The organism is Bacillus cereus group sp. BfR-BA-01382 (assembly GCF_022663475.1).
In the GTDB taxonomy this organism is placed as follows: domain Bacteria; phylum Bacillota; class Bacilli; order Bacillales; family Bacillaceae_G; genus Bacillus_A; species Bacillus_A thuringiensis_S.
In genome coordinates, this window is sequence record NZ_JAKUFQ010000068.1 from 1 (window position 1) to 23,538 (window position 23,538).

The window sequence follows — 23,538 nt, forward strand, 5'->3', positions numbered from 1 at the left end:
TAAATTCTTATTCATATAGTAAAAATGCAAATTTTTTAGAAGAAGCTATACAAACAGATGAAATCGATCAAGTTTCTGAGGAATATATTGAAATAGTAGATTCAGCAGATGTACAAGTTACTACTACAGATACAAAAGCTGCGCTATCCATCCAAGCTGCGTTACAAGCAGCTATTGTGGTTGTAGTAAGTATTTCTATAGCAGATAGTGAAAAGGCAGATAAAATAACACAAGAATTGTTTCAAAAATCATCTATTAAACAAATTAATAGACAAAAAACATTTATTAAAAATTCCAGAAACGTAACCGTAACAACTACTGATACAGATATTGCAGTGAATATTCAAATTCTCCTTCAAATTTTATTAGCGTTACTAGTTAAACTAAACATTTTATAAAGTGTCTATCCCATTTATATTTAGCTATAATGGTTCACTCAAAGTAAATATTTTTTTGTTGTAATATGTGGTACAAGCTTGGACTTCTTATTATGACTAAATTAAAATTCAAGATTGATGGGAAGGTAAGTGGGGATAACTATACAATAGCAAAGGTGAACTTATTATTTAACAGTAATTAAAACTTATATATGTTAAGTAACGGGAGGCTGTCTTCGCATTAGAAGACAGCCTTTTGATTTCATTAGTAAAAAGAAGGGAAAATAGAAGATTAAGTTACTTGTCCAAGCAATTGTTATTTAAATACATATAATGCTGGTAGTTATTTGAAATTTTTATAGAAAACTGATAGGAGTGAACATTGTAAATGGATGATTTAAATAAATTTTCTTCCTTTAAGTTTGATAAAGATCAAAAGAATATAATTATAGACCTTTTACTCTCAGATATTTTTAATAGGCATGGGATAAATGAAGAAAAACTAAAAAATTTATCGCCAGAAAAAAAGCAGCAAATTAAAAGTATTATTTCTGAAATACAATCACAGGTTAATAATTATTTAGATTGAAAGGGGGTGAACTTATGGAAAAAACATGTCATTCAGATGGAAATAAAAAGTGGAGTGCATTAGATTCTTCAAATCCTCATCCGTCTTTTAAAAATGCTAGCGTTTCAGAAGCAGCTGCGCAAGAAAGTAAAACTTATCAAATTTCTGAAGAATCTATTACAATAGTTGATTCAGCAGATGTAGAAGTTACTACTACTGATACAAAAGCTGCGTTATCTATTCAAGCAGCTTTACAAGCAGCTATTGTGGTTATAATAAGTATTTCTATAGCAGATAGTGAAAAAGCTGATCGTGTAGCACAAGAATTGTTTCAAAAATCATCTATTAAACAAATTAATAAACAAGAAACTGTTATTAGAAATTCTAGAAATGTTACAGTTACGACTACGGATACAGACATAGCAGTAAATGTTCAAATTCTTCTCCAAATTTTATTAGCTTTACTAGTAAAATTAAATATTTTATAAAATGTTTAACCTGTTTTTTTATATAGTGATTCTTACAGGTGAATATAGTACAGGCTATAAATATTAATCATTAACATCGCCAAAATAATAATGAGAACAATGTGATGGGAAATAAAGTTTGGTTGTTTTATGGAAATTTAAAAGCCATTTCCTTTATTGGATGTGGCTTTTAAATTTTAAACAGTATAAATTTTAAACAGTATAAATTTGAAAAGATTATATTAAGATAAAGAATTAAAATATGATGATACAAAATACTTATAAAATTATTCGTGTTATTGAAAAATGATAAGAAAAAGGTGTTTAAAATAGAACCATTTTCATTAATAGTTCAAGTTTTGAAGAATAGTGCATACAATATAAAGTGTTTTCCTTTCTTCATTTAAGTTTTACGTATATAATTTAAAAGTACTATTTTTATTTTATTATTTTATATTTATAACAGAATAGAGGTTTAAAAATGGGTGTTAAAATCATTACGGATAGTGCGGCGGATTTACCAGTAGAATTGCTGCAAGCATATGATATTGATTTAATTCCACTCCGTGTATATGATGAAGTAGAAACAGAGTATTTAGATGGAGTAACATTAGAGTCAGTTACATTACTGCAAAAAATGAGAGAAGGCGCTGTTTATAAAACGTCATTGCCTTCACTTGAAACTTTCCAAGAAAAATTTGTTTCTTATGCAAAAGAAGGTAATCCTTGTATATATTTAGCTTTTTCATCTGAACTGTCTGGTACATATCAATCATCAGTTGTCATTAAAGAGGAAGTAAAAGAAACATATGCAGATTTAGATTTAGAAATTATTGATACGAAATGTGCTTCGCTTGGTCAAGGGCTTGTCGTATTAGAAGCTGCTAAAATGGCAAAAAACGGCGCATCAAAAGAAGACATATTAAACCGTGTCGCTTTTCTAATGAACCATATGGAACATATCTTCACTGTAGCTGACTTACAGTACCTTGTTAGAGGCGGGCGCTTAAGTAAAGTAGCAGGATTTATCGGTGGTTTATTAAACATTAAGCCGATTTTGAACGTGGAAGAAGGAAAACTTGTCCCACTTGAAAAAGTACGAGGGAAAAAGAAAGTATTAAGCCGTATTGTTGATATTATGGAAGAACGTGGAAAATACCTTAAAGGTCAAACAATCGCTATGACTCACGGTGACGACTTAGAAACAGCTGAAGCGTTAAAAGCATTAATTACTGAAAGATTTGGCTGTGAAGTATTTATCGTAAATACAATTGGTGCAGCAATCGGTGCACATACAGGTCCTGGCGTTATAACGTTATTTTTCTTAAATGAAGTAGAGTAAAGGATTGATCTTTTGATCAATCCTTTTTTATTTTTTAATCTGTGATAATCGGTCGATATGGTATGGATGAAGATGAAACCTTTGAAGTTAGCCTATATCAAATGCAATCCTGTAGAGGGAGTATTTTTTATATGTGAAATGATACTTTATGGTAGAAGAAAAGATATAAATAAGAATGCATTTATAGGAATCTGAATATTTAAGGATATCGAAATTTTTTTATTTCATATATAATTGTGTAGGAAGAAATATCTGTAACTATTTGTAAAAATAGGAGGCGGCTATAAAAATGCAAGAAATTGCTAGATGGGATTTAAATCGATTGTATTTGAATGAGGATATTCTATTTCCGATTTTAGAGTTGAAAGAGCAATATTTTGTAACAAAAGATGTAGAGGTTCTTTCAAAGCTTATACAAGCTATTGAAAAAGCAGAATACTATTTGTATTGTCAATGGGTTGAAGAAAGTGTTTCATCTGACCTTACTAAATTGAATGTGAAAGTGAAGGAACTAAAAAGTGAAGTACAGCAAATAATAAAACATAGTGAAGTAGAAACTTCCGATAATATTAATATTAAGTTTATAAAAAATGAACTTAGTGCGTGGGAAGATATGTACATACAATTACGGGATAGGATAGAAATAGAGCACAATAATAAACAATTATCCTTTGGACAAGCAAATAATATTGCAATGAATAGTGAAAATGAAAAGGAAAGATTAGAAGTATTCGAGTTACTTACAAGTACTTTACATAAGGAAAAAGAAATCTTTGCTACTGTATTAAATCAAATAGGGAGATTGCGTAATGCAAAGAGTAATGAAATAGAAGATAGAGAGATTTTAACACAATCTTTTCATGCGAATGGCATTTCAGAAGCTGTATTATTCCAAATGTGGAATGCGACAGAAGAAAACCTTGATAAATTAGTAAGTGCTTTAAACGTGTATAAGAAGGGAAAAGAGTCAATTACATGGCATGAACTTATGACAGTAAAGGAAAGTAATGAGGTTATAATTCCTTTTTCAGTAGCAGTACAAAACGTTTATGATGCATGTAAGAATATTGATGAAGAATTAGCAGAATTTGCACGTAATGCGATAGAAAGTGGATGGGTAGATGCTGAACCGAGAGAGAATAAACCACCAGGTGGGTTTTGTGCTCCATTTTTCAGTGAGAAAGAATCACGAATTTCAATGCGCTATGATGGGAGTATAGATAGTGTAAGAGTGCTCGCTCATGAATTAGGACACGCTTGGCATTTTTATAATATGAGTTTCGAACAATCTATATCTTTTTTAGATGATAATTTGCCAATGAGTACGGCTGAATCAGCATCTATTTTCTTTGAAACGGTACTCTTAAATTATCTAATTGAAACAACGGATAGTAAAGATATGAAAAAGTCATTACTTAGCTGGAAAATAAGAAATAGTTTTAATTATGTAATGGCAATACGAGCATCGTATCAGTTTGAAAAAACATTTTATGAAAAATGTAAAGAGGGTCCTTTAAGTGCTGATGAAATTGAGAAATTATCTATAATGGCACAGAAAGAAGCTTATGGAAATGCTTTAAGTGAATACCAACCGTTTGTATGGATGAAATATATTCAATTTTATATAGCAGATGTTCCTTTTTACAATTATCCATACACATTTGGATATTTAGTAAGTTTTAGTTTATTAGAAATCGCTCAAGAAAGTAAAGGTACTTTTCATTCGAAATATAAAGAGTTTTTACGAGAAACAGGAAAGGTTCCAGTAGAGGAGCTTATGAAAAAATATTTTGAAATAGATATAAGAAATTATGAATTTTGGAATAAGGCTTTTATTCAAATTTCTAAAGATATTGATGAATATTTGCAGCTTATGTAAGGGGAGAGTATAGTGGATCAGCAGTTTATAAAAGGTATACCTTTTTCAACTTTAGAATATGCAAAAGCTATAAGTTTATTAAAAGGTTGGCTACATGAACAACAAGAGAAACCAAGGTTTGTAGTAACTGCAAATCCTGAAATTGTTATGTCTGCAAAGGAAAATACGGAAAAATCAAAGCAGTTTAAAAAGATGTTACTATCTGCGGATTTAATAACAGCGGATGGGATTGGTGTCATAATTGGCTCGAAAATATTAAAAGGAACTTTGAAAGAACGTGTTACTGGAGCGGATTTAACTCACGATTTAATAAAATATTGTAACGACAATGAATATCGTGTCTTTCTTTTTGGAGCCGCTCCAGAAAGTAATAAAAAGGCATTAGAAAAATTAAATGAGCAGTTCCCAGGAGCGCAGTTTAAAGGACAGCATGGATTTGTAAATGGTGAAGAAATAGAAGAAATAAAAATGAAAATTAAGCAATTCAAGCCGCATTTACTACTAGTAGGACTAGGTTCACCAAAACAAGAAGAGTTCATCTATGAAAACATACAAACATTAAACGTTCCGCTATCTATTGGTATCGGAGGCATGATTGATATAATATCTGGTACTGTAAAAAGAGCACCGAAAATGATGAGGGATACCGGAACTGAATGGCTGTATAGGTTACTCTCACAGCCGAAAAGGTTAAAGAGACAACTTGTACTTCCGAAATTTTTATTGTCGGTTATGTCTGAGAGGATTAAAGGGATTAATTAATAAAGGAGACTACATACATGAACAGAATCGGCATTATTGGAGCAATGCAAATTGAAATAGATTTACTTTTAGAAAAACTAGTTATACAAGAGGAACAGACAATAGCGGGAATGCCTTTTTATATTGGAGAATTCATGGGGATAGAAGTAATTATTACACGTTCTGGTGTAGGGAAAGTAAATGCAGCTGCATGCGCGCAAACATTAATTCATAAATTTGATGTAGACTCTATCATTAATACAGGCGTTGCTGGTGGGTTACATCCAGATGTAAAAGTTGGCGATTTAGTTATTTCAACTAACGTAACCCATCATGATGTAAGTAAAAATCAAATGAAAAACTTATTTCCGTTCAAGGAAGAATTTATCGCAAGTAAGGAATTGGTAGAGTTAGCACGTAAAGCATGTAATAGTAGTAGTTTACGTACTAGGGTTCATGAAGGAAGAATCGTCAGCGGTGAATGTTTTGTTGAAGATTCAAAGTTAAAGGCGAAATTAATAGACGAATACGCACCTCATTGTACAGAAATGGAAGGAGCAGCAATTGGACATGTCGCCTACATAAATGATATACCGTTTCTTGTTATAAGATGTATTTCTGACAGTGCAGATGATGAAGCTCAAGTTTCTTATGATGATTTCGCGAAAACTGCCGCAAATTATTGTTCAGAAATTATCGTTGAGATGCTGAAAAATATATCGAGTAATACTTATAGTTCAAAAGGGGAGAATGACATGTTACAAGCGTTAATTTTTGATATGGACGGAACGTTATTTCAAACAGATAAAATTTTAGAATTATCGTTAGATGATACTTTCAATCACTTAAGATCACTACAACTATGGGATACAGTAACACCAATTAATAAATATAGAGAAATTATGGGTGTGCCGTTACCGCAAGTTTGGGAAGCTTTATTACCGGACCATTCTATTGAAGTAAGAGAACAAACAGATGCATATTTTTTAGATAGACTAATTGAAAACATAAAAAGCGGAAAAGGCGCTTTATATTCAAATGTAAAAGAAATATTTACATATATAAAAGAAAATAATTGTTCAATTTACATTGCTAGTAATGGTTTAACTGAATATTTACGAGCAATCGTAACTTATTATGCTTTAGACAAGTGGGTGACTGAAACGTTTAGTATTGAACAAATACAATCGCTAAATAAAGGTGACTTAGTTAAAAGTATTATGAACAAATATGATATAAAAGAGGCAGCGGTAGTTGGTGACAGGCTATCTGATATAAATGCAGCGAAAGACAACGGTTTACTTGCGATTGGATGTAATTTTGATTTTGCGCAAGAAGATGAACTTGCTCAGGCTGATATAGTAATAGATGATTTAATGGAGTTGAAGGGGATATTATCTGAAGTGAAGAATACGCACGCTATGAATTACATAAAGTAACAACCATAAAAATGCTCAGAATAAATGATTCTCGAGCATTTTTATGTGTTTTCATACTTAGGGGGAATGGACTTGAAAGATATACATATTCAAAAAATAGAAAATTTAATGGAGTATGAATTCAGTCATCTCGTTCAAGACAGTGAAGAAGAAGGTTTTAATTTCCTTATAAGACTAATAAATGAATATAAAAACAAAATAAATGTATTCAATAAAACTGGAGAATGTTTATATGGTGTTTTCCAAGGTGATATGTTAATTGGAGTTGGAGGTTTAAATGAGGATCCGTACACAAAAGACAATAAGATTGTGCGGTTAAGGAGATTTTATATTTCAAGGGATTATCGGCGTATAGGGTTAGGGAACTTATTATTAAACCAACTATTATGTCATGCGGAAAAGTATTTTGAAGTGATTGTTTTACATGCTGACACGAAGCAAGGGGATGTGTTTTATACTGCAAATGGATTTGTAAAAGGGGGATTATATAAGGGATCGAGTCACTACAAACTATTATAGAGATTGCTATCCAAAGAATAGCTACGGACAGGGTTTTTGTTGGTAAATCGATATATCTTAAAAATCGCTGATATATATGAAGTTGCGACCCTTATATAAAAAAACAACTTTTATAATTTCATTTACTAAATTGTTATTATAAAAAAGAGCACCTTAGCTTTTAAAATTTAGCTTATAAGGTGACTCCTTTTCAGTCAATTACGTTTTAACGTTCATTTGTTTCAATAATAATCCTGGTTTACCTTTTACATAATAAAAATGCGGATTATTTTCATCATCATAAAGCATAATATAAGGCTTTTCATTTAGTGGGAGCAGTATAAGTACTTCGTCTATTGTAGTGTGTAACCATTGATTAGTAATAGAAACCGGCTTAGATAATGGGATTTTTATCATATAGCCATCTTTTGGAACGACATTTAAGTTTTTAAATGGACCGGTTATTGCTTTAGCGTATTGAACTGCTTCTTTTTGGATTACTGGATCTAAAGATTGTTTTTGAATGACCATTTCTTTTTGACAATCAAATACTTCAATTTGTTGATTGGTTTTTGCGAACGCATTTGTTGATAATAGAAATAAAAGAAGAGAAATGACCCCGATTTTTTTTATCATAATACAACACCTCACCATTACTATCCCCTCAAAAGCTTTAAATATTTTTCTGTCACATTCATGTAACAAAGATGTTGTATGATACAATTGGTTTTTGTTTAAAAGCAATGGAGGAAAAAATATGAAAGTTTTAATTGCAGATGACGAACAAGATATGTTAAGAATTTTAAAAGCTTATTTTGAAAAAGAAGGCTTCGAAGTTTTATTAGCGAAAGACGGAGAGGAAGCACTTCAAATGTTTTATGATGAAAAAATTGATTTAGCAATTTTGGATTGGATGATGCCGAAACATAGTGGTATTACTGTCTGTCAGGAAATAAAAAAGAATTCAAGCGTAAAAGTGTTAATGCTTACGGCGAAAAGTGAAAGCGAAGATGAATTAGCAGCGCTTCAAAGTGGGGCAGATGAGTACGTAAAAAAACCATTTCATCCAGGAGTACTAATTACACGAGCGAAAAAGCTTATTCAGCATGATGATATTATTCAAGTACAAGATGTAAAGATAAATTTCGCCAAAAATAAAGTATATAAAAATGATATAGAGTTAGAAATTACAAAAACAGAGCTCGAATTAATAAAATGCTTTTTAAATCATAAAGGAACGATTTTAACTCGTAAAAAATTGCTAGATATTGTATGGGGATTTGACTATTTTGGAGAAGAGAGAACTGTTGATACACATGTAAGAAGGCTGCGTAAAAAAATTGGAGAAAATATTATTAAGACGTATCGCGGGCTGGGCTATAGTTTGGAGGAACAAAGTGAATAAACTTGGAAAAAAGTTATTTTTCAGTATTTCTGCAACTGTTATTCTCATCTTTATGATTTCGTTATTATTCATTAACAATCTCTTACCGAACTATAATATTTATAAAACACGTGAAAGCTTAAATAAATTTACAACACAAATACAAAATACAACAGTGGAAAATATAGAGGATGTTATTCATACAATTGAAAGTGAAAACAACGTTACAATTGCGTATACGCCAATTAATCAGTCAGAAGATGCTATGAACGAAGCATTACGCATGCAACTTACGAAAAAGAAAGTGACGTTAAATAAGCTTTGGATTACGAAAGACGAAGTCATGAAAGTGAAGACGGAAGGGCAATCGAATAAACTGTACGATCAAGGAAAGGTAAAAGCGAGTTTTTTTGCTAAATATATTGCGAAAGATGATACGATAATTTTAATTGGGACTTCTATTGCGAATTCAAATGAAATTATAAGTACGTTAAATACATTTTACTTATACATCGTATGTTTCTCGCTGCTTCTTATTATTTTACTTGTGTGGATACTTTCAAAAATAATAACGACGCCACTGAAAGAGCTAAGTGATGTAGCTCAGGATATTTCACATTTGCAGTTTAAAAGAACGAAAGTGAAAACGAATGATGAAATAGGAGAGTTGGCCAATAGTATTAATATCATGAGCGAAAAACTACATGAAGCACATCAAGATTTAACTGATCGTAATGAACATTTAAAACGATTTATGGGTGATGTGACGCATGAATTAAAGACACCGATCGCATTAGTAAAAGCATACTCTATGGGGATTAAAGATGGACTAGATGATGGGACTTACGTAGATACAATTATTAAACAAACAGATCAAATATCAAACTTAATTGAAGAACTATTACGATTTTCTAAACTAGAAAGAGATATTTTACAAAAAGAAGAATTCCCTATTGAACCACTGGTCCAGAGTATATTAGATAAGCATCAGATTGAACTGGATTCGAAAGAAATTAACTTGCAAGTAAACTGTAATACGAGCGATACAATCGTTTATGCAGATTTAAATAAAATGAGAATGGTATTTCAAAATTTAATTTCTAATGCAATAAAATATTCAGCAAATCAAAACATAATAATTACTTTAGAAGATAGAAATAAAAGTATATATTTTCAAATAAAAAATGGCATTCATACGGAAAAAATTAAAGATATCGATAAAATTTGGGAGCCTTTTTACGTACTAGAATTTTCTCGTAGTAAAGAAAAATCAGGTACAGGATTAGGACTAGCGATAGTGAAAAGTATTTTAGAAAGACATGGTTTTGAATATGGAGTTTCCTCTATAGATGGAGAAATTCAATTTTATATAAATGTGAAAAAGGATTAATGAAAATATTAGTCCTTTTTGCAGCTTTAGAGGTTAGCGATACAGGATGAATCACCATAATTTTCAAAATTGATGTATTAAATGGAGAATTAGCAAATGTTCTACTTTCATTAAATTCACGTGAAGTTCACAGGGAAACGTTACATTTACATAGTTACATTTGAATTTAATGAAGTGAGGTATTCGGATTTGAAAAGAAAGAAATTAGTAATAGGTAGCATTTTAATGGGGATGACGTTATCTTTATCCGCATGTGGTTCATCAGATAATATTGTAACTACAAAATCAGGAAGCATTTCAGAAAGTGATTTTAACAAAAAATTAAAAGAAAACTACGGTAAACAGAATTTATCTGAAATGGTAGTAGAGAAAGTATTAGATGATAAATATAAAGTTACGGATGAAGAGGTAACGAAACAACTAAAAGAATTAAAAGACAAGATGGGCGATAATTTTAATACATATATGGAATCTAATGGTGTGAAAAATGAAGATCAGTTGAAAGAGAAATTAAAGCTTACTTTCGCTTTTGAAAAAGCTATTAAAGCAACCGTAACGGAAAAAGATTTTAAAGATCACTATAAGCCAAAGCTTCAAGTTAGCCATATTTTAGTGAAAGATGAAAAGACAGCAAAAGAAATTAAAGAAAAATTAAATAGTGGCGAAGATTTCGCGGCATTGGCTAAACAATATTCAGAGGATCCAGGTTCTAAAGAGAAAGGTGGAGAACTATCTGAATTTGGACCAGGTATGATGGTGAAAGAATTTGAGGATGCTGCATATAAGTTAGAAGTTGGTCAATTGAGTGAACCTGTTAAATCTTCCTTCGGATATCATATTATTAAGTTAACGGATAAAAAAGAGCTTAAATCGTATGAGGAAGAGAAAGAGAATATTCGTAAAGAATTAGAACAGCAACGTATACAAGATCCTCAATTCCATCAACAAGTTACTAGAGATCTGCTTAAAAATGCAGATATAAAGGTATCTGATAAAGACTTGAAAGATACCTTTAAAGAGTTAGAAAAATAATAAATGGAATGTAAGACAATCGATAGAAATATCGGTTGTCTTTTCCTCTATTTATCCCGCTATTTGCCGGGCAGTAAGACCCCCACTTCAAAATTCAGTGGAAGCAAAGAAGTTAGACGGGGGCCCTGCTGCTCGTAAACGCCCGATTGGTGAGTGCTGATTACAGTTTCACTTTATAAAGAAGGGGGGAGTGGGAAAATACTTTCACACCTGCATTAAATTTTACTTAATAAGAAATCTTTGAGTTTCTCAACTTTTATATAAAAATAAAACTGAATTTTCAGTTATTTTTTTATATAGTAAAAGAGAACGAATAAGGGGAGGGAACATTTTGAGTAAAAAGAAAATGGCAATTACACTGTCAGCAATGCTATCTGCAACAATTATACCTAGCTTTACTATGGATGTGCATGCAGAGAAGAAGGAAGAGACTAAAAATACGAAAATTGAATTAGAAAATGGGATGACAAAGCCGATTTATTCTCTCGATGAAGCTATTATCGAAAATTTATATGTAGAGACAGAAGTTGATAGTGATCGCGACGGTAAGAAAGACAGAGTATCGATAAAAGTTATGCGTCCAAAGACAGATCCGAATGTGAAGGTTCCTGTTATTTATGAAATGAGTCCATATCGATCTGGATTAAAAGATGTTCCTGTATATAATGTAGATGAAGAATTGTATGCGTATGAAGGAAAACCGTATGGAGCAGTTAATCTTGGTTCGTATGGGAACTATTACGTGCCAAGAGGTTATGCAGTTATTCTAGGCGAAAGTATCGGTACTGGAAAATCAGATGGATGCCCTACAACTGGAGATGAACAAGAAATACTCGGTACAAAGTCTGTTATTGATTGGGTAAACGGTCGCGCGAAAGCATTTACAGAACAGGGTGAGGAAGTTCAGGCAAATTGGTCTACAGGAAATGTAGGTATGACTGGAGTTTCTTATAATGGTACATTACCAAATGCTGTTGCGACTACTGGAGTTGAAGGTTTAAAAACAATTATTCCAATCGCAGCAATTAGTAGTTGGTATGATTATTATCGTGCAAATGGTGCAGTCATTGCTCCAGGCGGATATCAAGGAGAAGATACAGATAATATGGCAGAAGCAGTACTGACAAGAAAGAATCCAGAAGTTTGTGGTCCGATAATGACAGAACTTACTGCTGGACAAGATCGGAAAACGGGTAATTATAACGATTTTTGGGATAAAAGAAATTATGTAAAAGATGCTAAAAATGTAAAAGCGAGTGTATTTGTTGTTCATGGTTTAAACGATTGGAATGTTAAAACGAAACAGTTCGCACAATGGTGGGATGCTCTTGGAGAAAATGATGTACCTCGTAAAATGTGGCTATATTAAGGTGGACACGGTGGGACATCAAGTAATAACTGGCAGCAAACACAAAATAAATGGTTAGATTATTGGTTGTACGGAATTGAAAATGGAATTATGGATGAACCAATGGTTGATGTGCAAAGAGAAAATAAATCATGGCAAAAGATAAAAAATTGGCCAGATCCAGCGGCTGTACCTTCAAAAATCCGTATGTATTTAAGTAATAAATCAGTCAATTTGCGACTAAGTATGGGATCGGTTAATAAAGTTTTCTCATTCGTAGATGATGCACAAATAAAATCAAATCAATTAGTAGCAAACCCAGAATTAGAAGTAGCCAATCGATTAGTATATACAATGCCTGTACTGCAAAAAGATACGCGTATAAGTGGTATACCAAAGATTTCAATTACAGGAAATATTGATCGATCTGTATTAAATTTAACAGCATTACTTGTTGACTATGGAGGAGCGAAGCCGGAAATCGTAACGAGAGGCTGGATGGATCCACAAAACTTAAAGAGTATAGAAAATTCAACAGCGATTCAACCGGGCAAAGATTATGCATTTACATGGGACATGCAGCCAGATGATTATGTATTTAAAGTGGGGCATCAAATCGGAGTTGTTTTAATTGCAAGTGATTATGATTATACAATTAGACCGAAAGCTGGAACGAAACTTACAGTGAAATTAAGTGAAGTGACATTGCCGATTGTGAAATAAATATTTTTTCTAAAGAGCTTACTAAAGTAAGCTCTTTAATTTACAGTCTGAATTTTTAATTTTTATATTTCAAATTGGAAGGTTATGTAATACAATATCATTATATTCTATGGAAAGTGAGTGATATATTATGACAGTCAGCTCTTTCAAAATCTCATTAAAATTCGAGGTACAGGAAGATTAGTTGAATTGAAATCTTCCGTACGTAAAAACGGAGGAGAAAATAAATGTTTAGTTTTTATAGTACACTTTGTACGGAACTGTATGATTACACAAAACCAGTCGGTTATTCTTTGAATGGTGATATTGAGTATTACAAAGAACGTTTAAAAGATTGTAGAGGAAGAATCCTCGAAGCTGCAGTAGGTTCAGGGCGTGTCATCATTCCACTTCTAGAGGCTGGTTTTACAGTAGATGGGATAGATTATTCACCTGAAATGCTAGATTCTTGCCGTAAGCGCTGTAAAGAGAGAGGCTTACATCCTAATTTATATGAAGGAAGCTTGCAACAATTATCACTTCCGCATAAATATGAGGCAATTATCATTCCTACTGGATCTTTTTGTTTAATTGAAAATCGTGTCGATTCTATAAACGTATTGAAATATTTTTATGAACATCTTAATCCAGGCGGACGATTAATCGTAGATATTATGCTTCCGTATGACTGGAAGACTGGGGAAATTCATACATCGACTTTTTCTTTGCCGAGCGGAGACGGAATCACATTAGAAAATAAATCAATTGAAATAGATTGGCTGAACCAAGTTACTGTATCATATTTGAAATATGAAAAGTGGAGTAAAGGACAGTTAGTACAAACAGAACTACAACGCTTTGCGGTACGTTGGTATGGAATAGAAGAGTTTAAACTTCTGTTAGAAAGTATAGGTTTCTCTAATATTACTTGCTCTGCTGAATATGCTTATAAAAACGAACCGTCAAATGCAAATCAAATGTTTACTTTTGAAGCTGTGCGAAAAGAATAGAACTAATACTATGAATAAAAAAATAAGGCAATCGATTAAAAATCGGCTGCCTTATTTTTAATTTTATGTAATTGTTTATAGAGAAAGATCGGAGGGAAATAAATGAAACTTATATTAATATTTGGCCCACAAGCAGTTGGGAAAATGACAGTGGGTCAAGAATTAGCAACATTAACCGGTTTAAAACTTTTTCATAACCACATGACAATTGATTTAGTAAGTCCAATTTTTGATTACAGTACGACAGAAGCAAAAAGGCTAGTAAGTTTATTTCGTAATGAAATATTTGAAGAAGTATCTAAAAGTGATTTATCTGGAATGATTTTTACGTATATATGGGCATTTGACCTCCAATCGGATTGGGATTATATACATTATGTAGAAAGTATTTTTGAATCAAAAGGTGGGACAGTGTATTTTATAGAGCTGGAAGCGGAATTAGATGAAAGATTAGAACGGAATAAAAGTCCGAATAGATTAGAACATAAACCGAAAAAAAGAGATATTGAGTGGTCTCAAAATAATTTGAAAGAGACGATGAAAAAGCATAGATTAAACTCTCTTCATGGTGAAATTGAAAAAGAAGAGTATATAAAAATTAATAACACGTATTTGAGTGCAAAAGAAGTAGCGGAAATGATTAAAGAGAAGTTTCAATTGTAAAATTTTTGAAGTCTATTTCGTTTCCATTGTCTAAGCATTCTCCTACTAATTACATATACTATTTATGTTAAAATCGGTCGCTATTTTAATATATATAACTATACAGGGAAGAGGAGAGAATAAATTTGGAAAACGTAGAACAAGATAGAATTGAAAATCAAGTGTATTCAAATCGTGTAGTAAGATCAGAATTTGATGCGAATTGGGAAACTTGTATATCAAAGAGTGGTTATGTAATTTATGTAGCAACAAGTAATAATGCTGAAGTAATAGTGCTTCTTGCAGATGGTTCAAGTAAATTATTAATTTTTGAAAAAGGCGGTAAAGTAGTAGTAGGTGGCGGTGGAACAAGTCATTACAGTAAGCCGCATATTGCAATAAATATTTAAGGTAAAACATGTTAATTGAGAAGAAGCTGGAAAACGGTTAGTCATTCATATTTAGAGAATGACTAACCGTTTTTAAATGTGGTTTTTGAAGAATTATATAAGCAATATAAAAAGCATTTCCTATTTCGGCAAATGCTTTTTATATGTTATAGTATAATAGTGTCCTAAAGTAATGTTATTTTAATATATTTCAAATTTTGTTGTGTATTATTTTTATATTAAATTAGCACCTAAAGTATTTTTTTATATAAGGAGTAATAATTAGAGAAATGAAAAATATAGACTTTATACTAGAAAGTGATGAGGCATTAAAACCGTCTGAACGATTAGTGCTATTATTATTAGAGAAGCATAGAATGTTATATACGAACGATCTATTGGCATTATCAAATTTATCATATAAAACATTAACAGATTCATTAACGGCGCTTGTTTTAAAATCGTATGTGTTAAAGGAAACAGGTAAGGGAAGAAGACAGAATTGCTATAGATTAGTATGATAAGGCAGCTGTTTTAGAGAATTTTACATATGTTTTTTCAAACGTAAGGTGAAAAAAGTTTTTTGTTTTCAAACGAAAAACTCACTATAAGAGGGACGAAGATAGTGGCGTTTCATTTTTGTAAACGTAATTATTTCTTCATTGAAAATACAAAAAAAATAAACCGCATAAAACAGAAATAAAAAAACAATCCATTTTAAAAATGGATTGTTTTTTTATTGGAATAATATTATTTGATATGTTGAAAGCATGAATAGCAGAATAAACATTACCTGTTTTATTTCATGCAACTGAACAAATATGATGAAAACTATGTGTATAGTTTTTTGCTTGCTTTTTCAGTAACTCTAATGAAATCATGGTCTTCATTGTTTAAAGGCAGTATTTTTAACATTATTGCTATTCAGCATTAAGCACAAAAAGGGATATATAATATTATTATGTAAACTTAAGGTTTTAAAAGGAAAATGTAATAATTAATAGAACATGTAGAAGGAGATGCTTAAATAGTTTGAAGGATGGGAGATTATTATGGAGCATTTACAATCAATAGCACAAGCTGTTATAAGTGGTCATAAGGGAAAAGTAGTGAAGTTTATAAAGGCGAGTCCAAGTATTGTTAACGAATGTAGTGAAGATGGCTGGACACCACTTCATTTAGCAGCTTATTTTGGACAAAAAGAAATAGCGAGTTTTCTTTTAGAAAGCGGTGCAGATATACATAGTAGAGCGAAAAACGAAAATGAAAATACGCCTTTGCAAGCAGCAATCGCGAACAAGCAAAGTGAACTTGTTGCTTTCTTAATTGAAAAAGGATCAAATGTAAATATTATGCAAAGTGGTGGCTGGACAGGACTTCACGAAGCGGCATTATTAGGAAATGAAGAAATAATTATGCTACTCCTTAAAAATGGAGCTAATAAGATGATAAAGAAAAATGATGGGAAAACAGCGTATGATATTGCATTAGAAAAAGGATATGATCACCTTTTACATCATTTGAAACAGGAAGTGAACTTATGATGAATAAATGGAGTGTTGGTATATTTTTATTTAATGAAGTAGAAGTGTTAGATTTTGCAGGACCATTTGAAGTTTTTTCTGTAACTGAGGTGAATGAAGAAAAACCATTTACTGTTTATACAGTTAGCGAGAATGGAGAAATGATTACAGCAAGGAATGGATTGAAGGTACAGCCAGATTATAGTATTGAAAATTTACCACCAGTGGATATTTTAATAATTCCGGGTGGGCTAGGTGCTAGAAAATATGAAATAAAAAATGAAATAGTAATAAAATGGATTCGCCAACAAATGAAAGAAGTAAAGCTGATGACTTCAGTTTGTACAGGAGCGTTATTACTGGCGAAAGCAGGTTTACTGGAAGGGTTAAAAGCAACAACACATTGGGCTAGTATTGAAAAGTTTAAAAATGAGTTTCAAAATGTTGAAGTTATAGAAAATGTAAAGTTTGTAGATGAAGGACATATTATAACATCTGCCGGAATTTCAGCTGGAATTAATATGGCATTTCATATTGTGAAAAACTTGTTAGGTGTGCATGTTGCGGAGGACACAGCGAAGCGAATGGAGTATGATATTAGTTTGCCAAATTAAAAAGCCCGGATTGGGCTTTTTATATTGAATGAATATAGTTAAGCTCTTCATCACTCAAAATAGGGCGAACAGATGCATTTGCATTTTCTTGTGCTTGCGTTCCTGACTTCGCACCAGGAATTACAACACTTACTGCCGGATGAGAGAGTACATAGCGAAGTGCAAGTTGCCCTAGGGTCTGATTTTTTTTTGAGAGCAACCGAAGTTTCTCTACGGTTTGTAAGTCTTCTTGAAACCAAGTTTCATTTGGCCAATCTTTGCGTAAATCTCCATCTGGAAAAATTGTTTTATTTGTAAATTTTCCAGTTAAAATGCCCATTTTTAATGGACCACGAATAACAGCCCCTAGATTTTTCTCTTGTAAGAATGGTAATATATCTTTTTCTGGTTTTCGATTTAATATATTGTAATCAAGTTGTACGATATCAATTTCGTTGTTGTTATTGAAATGATGAATGTATTGTAAATCATGAGTCGAAACACCGACTGCTCTTACTTTGCCATCACGTTTTAATATGTCAAATGCACGTAGAAATGCTTCTGTTTCTCTACGATTATGCCACCAAATATGACAAAAATAAAGATCAATATAATCTGTTTGAAGACGTTGTAAACTTGTTTCAAATACGGCGATGATTTTTTCAGGAGTATCATATACAGGAACGCCATTAGTGTCGTAGTGATGTCCGATTAAACCACCTTTCGTTGATAGTATAATATCATTACGATGTCCTTTAATCGCGGTAGCCACCAACTTTTCACTATGTCCTAAACCATACACATCCGCAGTATCAATAAAATTCACACCACACTCAATGGCTTTTTTTATAGCAGTTATAGATTGTTTATCGTTAACAGGTCCCCATTCATCACCACCGATTGCCCATGCCCCAAAACCTATTTCAGAAACAGTTATTCCAGTGTTACCTAATGTGCGGTAATGCATATTTCCCCTCCTTGTAAGCATGTTATAACATGGATATGTAGGGAAGGAATTTTGTGTGTGAAAAAACTCTTCTACAATAGTAGAAAAAGAATTACAGAAACTACTATTTTATAGCAGCATGTATAAAAAAAATCGGTGTAAATATGGAAATGTCGTCGAATGCTATCTTTAATTGGTTAATTTATGGGATATTTTTGTGAAGGAGTTTATTTTATAAGAATAGAATTTAGTTTAGTAAGAAAACGTGCCGATGGTAGTGAAAAATATGGGTTAGGGGGATTTGAATGAGGAAACTCAAACGAGTAAATGTTCCTAATATACCAGAGCAGTTATCACAACCTAGTGACAAGCGTAGGATAAATAAAAAGAAGTTAAGGCGACTTATTTTAATGGTCCTTTTTATTGCAGCAACTACTCTGTACGTTCAATATATTTTAACGAAACAACAAGAAGTAATTGATAAGAAGAAAGGTACGATTACGGATCAAAAGGAACAATTAGTATCTTTAAAGAAAGATAAAGATTCTTTAAAGACTAACATAGAAAATTTAACAGACGATGAGGAAGAAATTTTGAAGTTTGCGAGAAAAGAGTATCAATTTTCTAAGTCAAATGAAACTATATTTGTGATGCCCAAGTAATGAAAAAAATAGTTAGCCGTCGCTAACTGTTTTTTTTATGTATGAATGTAATGGTACAAGGAATAATCACATATTGTAAAAATGAAGAGTTTAAGCTATTTTCATAGATATGGAATATGCACTAAAATAAATGTTGTTAAAATTCTGTCAATTATATTATAATACAAGGTAAGCGGATACATTTTTTAATCAACGTTGAGTTCCTCGCTCATACGACTATTAAGAAACCCGTTATCCTCGTATACGAAAGGAAGATAGCTGTTGTACGCTTCAAATACAATTTATATCGTAGGGGATGCGAAAGCACCTCAAAATAATCCCATTACTGAAAAGTTTAAAAGCTATTTCGTAGCATTTGTACTTGTTAAGGATACAGGGGAAATTGTAGATGTAGACTGCTCAGCGACAATTGCATTAACATCTCAATTTGTTAAATATTTATTTCTACATAAAAATATAAATGACCCGGCGTTAGTAATGGAAGTAAAGAACCGATATTTCGGCTCTTCTCAAAAAGCGTTACTTGTAGCGCTAAAAGATGCACAGAAAAAATATAATCAGATTGCTGCTTTGTCTACTCAATCATAGACAAAATCCAGCCGTAAGAATCATTCTTATGGCTGGATTTTTTTATTTCACATTATCATCCTACATCAAAAGTAAACGGAAACAAAGTAGAGAGATAGGAGAGTAAATGCCCAATAGGTTTACTTAATAATCTGTGGGTATAAATCTCCGGTGGATTAAAATTTCACTTCATTGGAGAACGAAAGGATGAACAAAATGAAAATTACAGATGTAAAAGTAAATCGTAGACGTGTAAAACTTCATACACCGTTTAAAACCGCGCTTCGTACTGTAACAGAAATTGAAAGTATAGATGTTTATATTCATACAGATGAAGGAGTGATTGGTAAGGGAGCTGCAGCCGCAACGCCAGTTATTACGGGTGATTTCACCAGTGGAATAGAAGAAGCGATTTTAGGACCGATGCGTTCATGTTTAATTGGTCAAGATATCATTCAGTTTCAGCAGTTACTACAGCGCATTCAAATGAGTTGTATTAGAAATTCAAGTGCGAAAGCAGCGGTAGATATCGCTTTATATGATGTATATTGCCAATATCAAAAGGTGCCGTTATATGCATTGTTAGGCGGGAAGAAAGAAATTTATACGGATATTACAGTGAGTGTGGATGAGCCTGTATTCATGGCAAAAGAAGCGAAGAAACATATAGAAAAAGGATTTCAAACATTAAAGATTAAAGTGGGTAAAGAGGCGCATTTAGATTTGGAACGTATTGAGGCAATTCGAAATGTGGTACCAAGAAATACGACATTACGTTTAGATGCGAATCAAGGTTGGAGTCCAAAAGAAGCGGTCTCTATCATTCAAGGGATGGAAAATCGTAATTTAAATATAGAATTTATTGAACAACCAGTACACGCGAAAGATTGGGATGGGTTAAAGTACGTCAAAGATCGTGTGCAAACGCCAATTATGGCCGATGAAAGTATATTTTCAGCAAGTGATGCATTAAAGCTCGTTCAAGGAAGATATGCAGACTTAATTAATATTAAATTAATGAAATGTGGTGGCATACGTGAAGCATGGCGTATTGCAGATATCGCAGAAACAGCTGGTGTGAAGTGTATGGTGGGAAGCATGATGGAATCTTCACTTTCCGTTAGTGCTGTTGCGCATTTAGCGGCAGCGCATCCTAATATTCATTATTTTGATCTTGATGCACCGCTTTGGTTAATGGAAGAGCCGGAAGGAATGACTTATTCTGGATCAAAGGTAAACCTTCAATCGACAGTGAATAGTAAGTCTTAGGAGAAGAGACTAGTAAACTATTTTTTTAAGGGGGATATATATGAAAAAAGTAGGAACTGCATTTTTAACAACTTTATTTATATTTTCATCGTTTACATCGGCAAATGCTGAAGAAAAGAAGGATAATAAAGCATTTATAGATGTATCTGCTGCAACGTTATGGACAGCACCTGATGCATTAAGGCCAATCGATACACCGAGTGCAACAAATCCAGTGGATCTATGGAAATGGACGAAATCAATGACACTTGACGAGAAACTATGGTTAACAAATGCAAATAAATTAGAAACACAAGCGTTACTCGGTCAAGAAGTAACTGTTATTGATAAGAAAGGCGAGTGGGTGAAGGTATTAGTGCATGGACAGCCAACGCCACGAAATGAAGAAGGTTATCCGGGCTGGATGCCTGAAAAGCAATTAACATATAATCAAGAATTTGCAGATAAAACAAATGAACCTTTTGTGTTAATAACAAAGCCAACAGCGATTTTATATATAAATCCTTCTGAAAAACATAAATCACTTGAAGTCAGTTATAATACAAGACTGCCGCTATTAAGTGAAGACACAATTTCATACCGTGTATTGTTGCCAAATGGTCAGAAAGCATGGCTACGAAAAAATGATGGAACAGTTTACCGCTCTCAAACTGATATTCCAAAACCGACCGCTGATGATTTAATTAACACAGGGAAAATGTTTTTAGGTTTACCGTATATATGGGCTGGTACAAGTGGTTTTGGATTTGATTGCTCTGGCTTCACGCATACGATCTATAAATCGCACGGCATTACAATTCCGCGAGATTCTGGACCGCAATCAAGAGCAGGGGTTGCAGTTGATAAAGAAAACTTACAAAAGGGAGATTTAATTTTCTTTGCACATGATCAAGGGAAAGGTAGTGTCCATCACGTTGCAATGTATATTGGTGATGGCAATATGATTCACTCACCAAGAGCTGAAAGGTCGGTAGAGATTATACCACTAAATACACCAGGATATATAGAAGAATACGCTGGTGCTCGTCGTTACTTACCTTAAAAATAGAGGGGGTTTTTAAATGAAAAAAGTTGTTCGTTACTCATTAGTTAGTACTCTATTAGTTTCTTCATTTTTAGTTGGCTGCGCAAAAGAAAAAACTACAACAAAGCCGAAAGATGAAAAGAAAGTATTACAGTTACTAGAAACGGGTGAAATTCCGTCGTTAAACTCAGTGAAAGTCACAGATGCAGTCTCGTTTAACGTTTTGAATAACGTAATGGAAGGACTATTCCGTCTATCGAAAAATGATGAAGTAATTGAGGCAGGCGCACAAAAATATGAAGTGAGTAAAGATGGAAAGACATATACATTTCATTTGCGTGATGCGAAATGGTCAAACGGAGATCCAGTAACCGCTCATGATTACGTATACGCTTGGAAGCAATTGATTAATCCAGATACCGCTTCTCAATATGCATACATTGCGTACGATGTGAAAAACGCTGAGAAGATAAATAAAAAACAACTAGGTCTAGATGAATTAGGAGTAAAAGCGAAGGATGATAAAACGTTCGTCGTAGAGCTAGAACATCCTGTACCGTATTTTACGAAATTATTAATTTTACCATCCTTCTATCCAATTAACGAAAAATATGCGAAAGAGCAAGGTGATAAATACGGATTAGAAGCAAATAAAGCGGTATATAATGGACCATTTACATTATCAGAGTGGAAGCATGAAGCTAGCTTTACAATGAAGAAAAACGATAAGTATTGGGATAAAAAAGAAGTGAAGTTAGATGAAGTAAACTATCAAATTGTAAAAGAAATTTCAACTGCGGTAAATTTATATGAAACAGATAAAGTTGATAGAGCTGTTATTTCTACAGAATTCGTGGATAAATATAAAAATAATAAAGAGCTAAAACAATATACAGATCCAGTTATGTACTTCTTCCGATTTAATGAAAATGTACCGATTCTTAAAAATAAAAATGCACGTCTTGCGCTAAGTACAGTTTTTGATAAGAAAGGACTTGCGGATTCATTTTTAAATGATGGTTCGGTTGCTGCAAACTATTACGTACCAAAAGGATTTTTAAAGGGACCAGATAAAAAAGATTTTAGAAGTACGGCAGGTGAGTTTAATAAAACTGATGTAAAAAAAGCGAAAGAATATTGGGAAAAGGCAAAGCAAGAAACAGGTACAGATGAAGTGACGTTAGAACTATTAAATTATGACTTAGAAAACTTTAAAAAAGTTGGAGAGTACATTAAAGAGCAGCTTGAGAAAAATTTACCAGGTTTAAAAGTGAATGTGAAATTGCAACCACATACGCAAAAATTAGCACTAGAGAAGAAAAAAGAATATGAAATGTCGTTATCACGCTGGTTACCGGATTATCCAGATCCAATGACTTACTTAGAAGTATTCCTTTCTGGAAGTAGTGTTAATAATACAGAATATGCAAACCCAGAATATGATGCGTTAATTAAGAAGATTAAAACAGAATTAGGTAATGATGAAAAGGCTCGCTGGAAAGCAATGCAGGATGCTGAAAAAATGCTACTTGATGATGCAGTAATTGCACCGGTATTCCAGCGCGGATTATCTTACTTACAAAAACCATATGTGAAAGATTTATATGTACATCAATTTGGTCCAGCTACAAGTTTAAAATGGGCAGATGTACAAAAATAAAAGAATGGGGAAACAGACTTCACGTATGTGATAGTCTGTTTTTTTGTACAGTTCCGAATGAAATATAGACATTTCATATGTTTTTT

24 protein-coding genes and 1 pseudogene are annotated in these 23,538 nt (G+C 32.5%); 23 read left to right on the forward strand and 2 right to left on the reverse strand.

What is annotated here, in order from left to right:
- The 8 genes from MR160_RS22590 to MR160_RS22625 all read left to right on the forward strand — a co-directional run.
- Nucleotides 1-398 (forward strand): spore coat protein (locus tag MR160_RS22590; RefSeq protein ID WP_242298080.1); only part of this gene is annotated, 398 nt, incomplete at its 5' end.
- Between the two features lie 367 nt (nucleotides 399-765).
- Nucleotides 766-966 (forward strand): spore coat protein, encoded by a 201-nt coding sequence (locus MR160_RS22595; RefSeq protein WP_000342252.1) that lies wholly within the window; start codon nucleotides 766-768, stop codon nucleotides 964-966.
- 14 nt (nucleotides 967-980) lie between these two features.
- Nucleotides 981-1,433, forward strand: coding sequence for a spore coat protein (locus MR160_RS22600; protein WP_000415813.1), 453 nt, complete (start codon nucleotides 981-983; stop codon nucleotides 1,431-1,433).
- Between the two features lie 460 nt (nucleotides 1,434-1,893).
- Nucleotides 1,894-2,754 (forward strand): DegV family protein, encoded by an 861-nt coding sequence (locus MR160_RS22605; RefSeq protein ID WP_000538300.1) that lies wholly within the window; start codon nucleotides 1,894-1,896, stop codon nucleotides 2,752-2,754.
- Between the two features lie 289 nt (nucleotides 2,755-3,043).
- Complete coding sequence (locus tag MR160_RS22610) at nucleotides 3,044-4,633, forward strand: M3 family metallopeptidase (protein ID WP_063675457.1); 1,590 nt, start codon at nucleotides 3,044-3,046, stop codon at nucleotides 4,631-4,633.
- Nucleotides 4,634-4,645: 12 nt separating this feature from the next.
- The gene (locus tag MR160_RS22615) at nucleotides 4,646-5,395 is read left to right on the forward strand and encodes a WecB/TagA/CpsF family glycosyltransferase (protein WP_000372659.1); all 750 of its coding nucleotides are present in this window, start codon (nucleotides 4,646-4,648) and stop codon (nucleotides 5,393-5,395) included.
- A 17-nt stretch (nucleotides 5,396-5,412) separates the two neighbouring features.
- Entirely contained in the window at nucleotides 5,413-6,813 is a 1,401-nt protein-coding gene (locus MR160_RS22620) for a 5'-methylthioadenosine/adenosylhomocysteine nucleosidase (RefSeq protein ID WP_001079713.1), read from the forward strand.
- Between the two features lie 24 nt (nucleotides 6,814-6,837).
- On the forward strand, nucleotides 6,838-7,332 hold the full coding sequence (locus MR160_RS22625) for a GNAT family N-acetyltransferase (protein ID WP_057187471.1): 495 nt from the start codon (nucleotides 6,838-6,840) through the stop codon (nucleotides 7,330-7,332).
- Nucleotides 7,333-7,530: 198 nt separating this feature from the next.
- Here MR160_RS22625 and MR160_RS22630 read toward each other — a convergent pair whose 3' ends face one another.
- Nucleotides 7,531-7,947, reverse strand: coding sequence for a hypothetical protein (locus MR160_RS22630; RefSeq protein ID WP_000591758.1), 417 nt, complete (start codon nucleotides 7,945-7,947; stop codon nucleotides 7,531-7,533).
- A gap of 121 nt (nucleotides 7,948-8,068) precedes the next feature.
- Here MR160_RS22630 and MR160_RS22635 point away from each other — a divergent pair, with 121 nt between their 5' ends.
- The 10 genes and pseudogenes from MR160_RS22635 (at nucleotide 8,069) to MR160_RS22680 (ending at nucleotide 17,345) form a co-directional block, all read left to right on the forward strand.
- Nucleotides 8,069-8,716 carry a response regulator transcription factor gene (locus MR160_RS22635; RefSeq protein WP_242298082.1) on the forward strand — a complete coding sequence of 216 codons (648 nt, stop codon included), beginning with the start codon at nucleotides 8,069-8,071 and terminating at the stop codon, nucleotides 8,714-8,716.
- Nucleotides 8,709-10,085, forward strand: coding sequence for a sensor histidine kinase (locus tag MR160_RS22640; RefSeq protein WP_001037228.1), 1,377 nt, complete (start codon nucleotides 8,709-8,711; stop codon nucleotides 10,083-10,085). The genes MR160_RS22635 and MR160_RS22640 overlap by 8 nt, the downstream gene beginning before the upstream one ends.
- Nucleotides 10,086-10,274: 189 nt before the next feature.
- Entirely contained in the window at nucleotides 10,275-11,117 is an 843-nt protein-coding gene (locus tag MR160_RS22645; RefSeq protein WP_015945822.1) for a peptidylprolyl isomerase PrsA, read from the forward strand.
- Nucleotides 11,118-11,448: 331 nt separating this feature from the next.
- A pseudogene (locus MR160_RS22650) lies at nucleotides 11,449-13,188 on the forward strand (Xaa-Pro dipeptidyl-peptidase).
- A 227-nt stretch (nucleotides 13,189-13,415) separates the two neighbouring features.
- A complete protein-coding gene (locus MR160_RS22655) occupies nucleotides 13,416-14,177 on the forward strand; it encodes a class I SAM-dependent methyltransferase (RefSeq protein WP_242298084.1) in 762 nt (253 codons plus the stop codon).
- Between the two features lie 102 nt (nucleotides 14,178-14,279).
- Nucleotides 14,280-14,840, forward strand: coding sequence for an AAA family ATPase (locus tag MR160_RS22660; protein ID WP_000767068.1), 561 nt, complete (start codon nucleotides 14,280-14,282; stop codon nucleotides 14,838-14,840).
- Nucleotides 14,841-14,965: 125 nt separating this feature from the next.
- Complete coding sequence (locus MR160_RS22665; RefSeq protein WP_000432422.1) at nucleotides 14,966-15,229, forward strand: hypothetical protein; 264 nt, start codon at nucleotides 14,966-14,968, stop codon at nucleotides 15,227-15,229.
- Nucleotides 15,230-15,498: 269 nt separating this feature from the next.
- Entirely contained in the window at nucleotides 15,499-15,729 is a 231-nt protein-coding gene (locus tag MR160_RS22670) for a hypothetical protein (protein WP_000789031.1), read from the forward strand.
- 531 nt (nucleotides 15,730-16,260) lie between these two features.
- On the forward strand, nucleotides 16,261-16,752 hold the full coding sequence (locus MR160_RS22675) for an ankyrin repeat domain-containing protein (protein WP_000400677.1): 492 nt from the start codon (nucleotides 16,261-16,263) through the stop codon (nucleotides 16,750-16,752).
- The gene (locus tag MR160_RS22680) at nucleotides 16,749-17,345 is read left to right on the forward strand and encodes a DJ-1/PfpI family protein (RefSeq protein WP_000981426.1); all 597 of its coding nucleotides are present in this window, start codon (nucleotides 16,749-16,751) and stop codon (nucleotides 17,343-17,345) included. The genes MR160_RS22675 and MR160_RS22680 overlap by 4 nt, the downstream gene beginning before the upstream one ends.
- A gap of 19 nt (nucleotides 17,346-17,364) precedes the next feature.
- On the opposite strand, the gene MR160_RS22685 is transcribed toward MR160_RS22680, so the two are convergent.
- Nucleotides 17,365-18,291 carry an aldo/keto reductase gene (locus MR160_RS22685; protein WP_000559372.1) on the reverse strand — a complete coding sequence of 309 codons (927 nt, stop codon included), beginning with the start codon at nucleotides 18,289-18,291 and terminating at the stop codon, nucleotides 17,365-17,367.
- A gap of 284 nt (nucleotides 18,292-18,575) precedes the next feature.
- Between MR160_RS22685 and MR160_RS22690 the strand changes: the two genes are divergently transcribed.
- The 5 genes from MR160_RS22690 to MR160_RS22710 all read left to right on the forward strand — a co-directional run bounded on the left by MR160_RS22690 (nucleotide 18,576) and on the right by MR160_RS22710 (nucleotide 23,452).
- A complete protein-coding gene (locus MR160_RS22690) occupies nucleotides 18,576-18,932 on the forward strand; it encodes an FtsB family cell division protein (RefSeq protein WP_001228728.1) in 357 nt (118 codons plus the stop codon).
- Nucleotides 18,933-19,193: 261 nt separating this feature from the next.
- Complete coding sequence (locus MR160_RS22695; RefSeq protein ID WP_000271316.1) at nucleotides 19,194-19,520, forward strand: DUF3870 domain-containing protein; 327 nt, start codon at nucleotides 19,194-19,196, stop codon at nucleotides 19,518-19,520.
- A 186-nt stretch (nucleotides 19,521-19,706) separates the two neighbouring features.
- Nucleotides 19,707-20,768, forward strand: coding sequence for a dipeptide epimerase (locus tag MR160_RS22700; RefSeq protein ID WP_242298086.1), 1,062 nt, complete (start codon nucleotides 19,707-19,709; stop codon nucleotides 20,766-20,768).
- A 40-nt stretch (nucleotides 20,769-20,808) separates the two neighbouring features.
- Nucleotides 20,809-21,810, forward strand: a complete 1,002-nt coding sequence (locus MR160_RS22705) for a C40 family peptidase (RefSeq protein WP_000755414.1) — start codon at nucleotides 20,809-20,811, stop codon at nucleotides 21,808-21,810.
- 19 nt (nucleotides 21,811-21,829) lie between these two features.
- A complete protein-coding gene (locus MR160_RS22710; RefSeq protein WP_063675455.1) occupies nucleotides 21,830-23,452 on the forward strand; it encodes a peptide ABC transporter substrate-binding protein in 1,623 nt (540 codons plus the stop codon).
- Nucleotides 23,453-23,538 lie beyond the last annotated feature (86 nt).

What these genes read in the sequence shown, in the direction of transcription:
- MR160_RS22605 (WP_000538300.1), top strand. Translation starts at nt 1,894, where the DNA reads ATGGGTGTTAAAATCATTACGGATAGTGCGGCGGATTTACCAGTAGAA.
- MR160_RS22620 (WP_001079713.1), top strand. Translation starts at nt 5,413, where the DNA reads ATGAACAGAATCGGCATTATTGGAGCAATGCAAATTGAAATAGATTTA.
- MR160_RS22655 (WP_242298084.1), top strand. Translation starts at nt 13,416, where the DNA reads ATGTTTAGTTTTTATAGTACACTTTGTACGGAACTGTATGATTACACA.
- MR160_RS22595 (WP_000342252.1), top strand. Translation starts at nt 766, where the DNA reads ATGGATGATTTAAATAAATTTTCTTCCTTTAAGTTTGATAAAGATCAA.
- MR160_RS22685 (WP_000559372.1), bottom strand. Translation starts at nt 18,291, where the DNA reads ATGCATTACCGCACATTAGGTAACACTGGAATAACTGTTTCTGAAATA.
- MR160_RS22675 (WP_000400677.1), top strand. Translation starts at nt 16,261, where the DNA reads ATGGAGCATTTACAATCAATAGCACAAGCTGTTATAAGTGGTCATAAG.
- MR160_RS22635 (WP_242298082.1), top strand. Translation starts at nt 8,069, where the DNA reads ATGAAAGTTTTAATTGCAGATGACGAACAAGATATGTTAAGAATTTTA.
- MR160_RS22630 (WP_000591758.1), bottom strand. Translation starts at nt 7,947, where the DNA reads ATGATAAAAAAAATCGGGGTCATTTCTCTTCTTTTATTTCTATTATCA.
- MR160_RS22625 (WP_057187471.1), top strand. Translation starts at nt 6,838, where the DNA reads ATGATTCTCGAGCATTTTTATGTGTTTTCATACTTAGGGGGAATGGAC.
- MR160_RS22600 (WP_000415813.1), top strand. Translation starts at nt 981, where the DNA reads ATGGAAAAAACATGTCATTCAGATGGAAATAAAAAGTGGAGTGCATTA.
- MR160_RS22700 (WP_242298086.1), top strand. Translation starts at nt 19,707, where the DNA reads ATGAACAAAATGAAAATTACAGATGTAAAAGTAAATCGTAGACGTGTA.
- MR160_RS22710 (WP_063675455.1), top strand. Translation starts at nt 21,830, where the DNA reads ATGAAAAAAGTTGTTCGTTACTCATTAGTTAGTACTCTATTAGTTTCT.
- MR160_RS22680 (WP_000981426.1), top strand. Translation starts at nt 16,749, where the DNA reads ATGATGAATAAATGGAGTGTTGGTATATTTTTATTTAATGAAGTAGAA.
- MR160_RS22610 (WP_063675457.1), top strand. Translation starts at nt 3,044, where the DNA reads ATGCAAGAAATTGCTAGATGGGATTTAAATCGATTGTATTTGAATGAG.
- MR160_RS22705 (WP_000755414.1), top strand. Translation starts at nt 20,809, where the DNA reads ATGAAAAAAGTAGGAACTGCATTTTTAACAACTTTATTTATATTTTCA.
- MR160_RS22690 (WP_001228728.1), top strand. Translation starts at nt 18,576, where the DNA reads ATGAGGAAACTCAAACGAGTAAATGTTCCTAATATACCAGAGCAGTTA.
- MR160_RS22660 (WP_000767068.1), top strand. Translation starts at nt 14,280, where the DNA reads ATGAAACTTATATTAATATTTGGCCCACAAGCAGTTGGGAAAATGACA.
- MR160_RS22670 (WP_000789031.1), top strand. Translation starts at nt 15,499, where the DNA reads ATGAAAAATATAGACTTTATACTAGAAAGTGATGAGGCATTAAAACCG.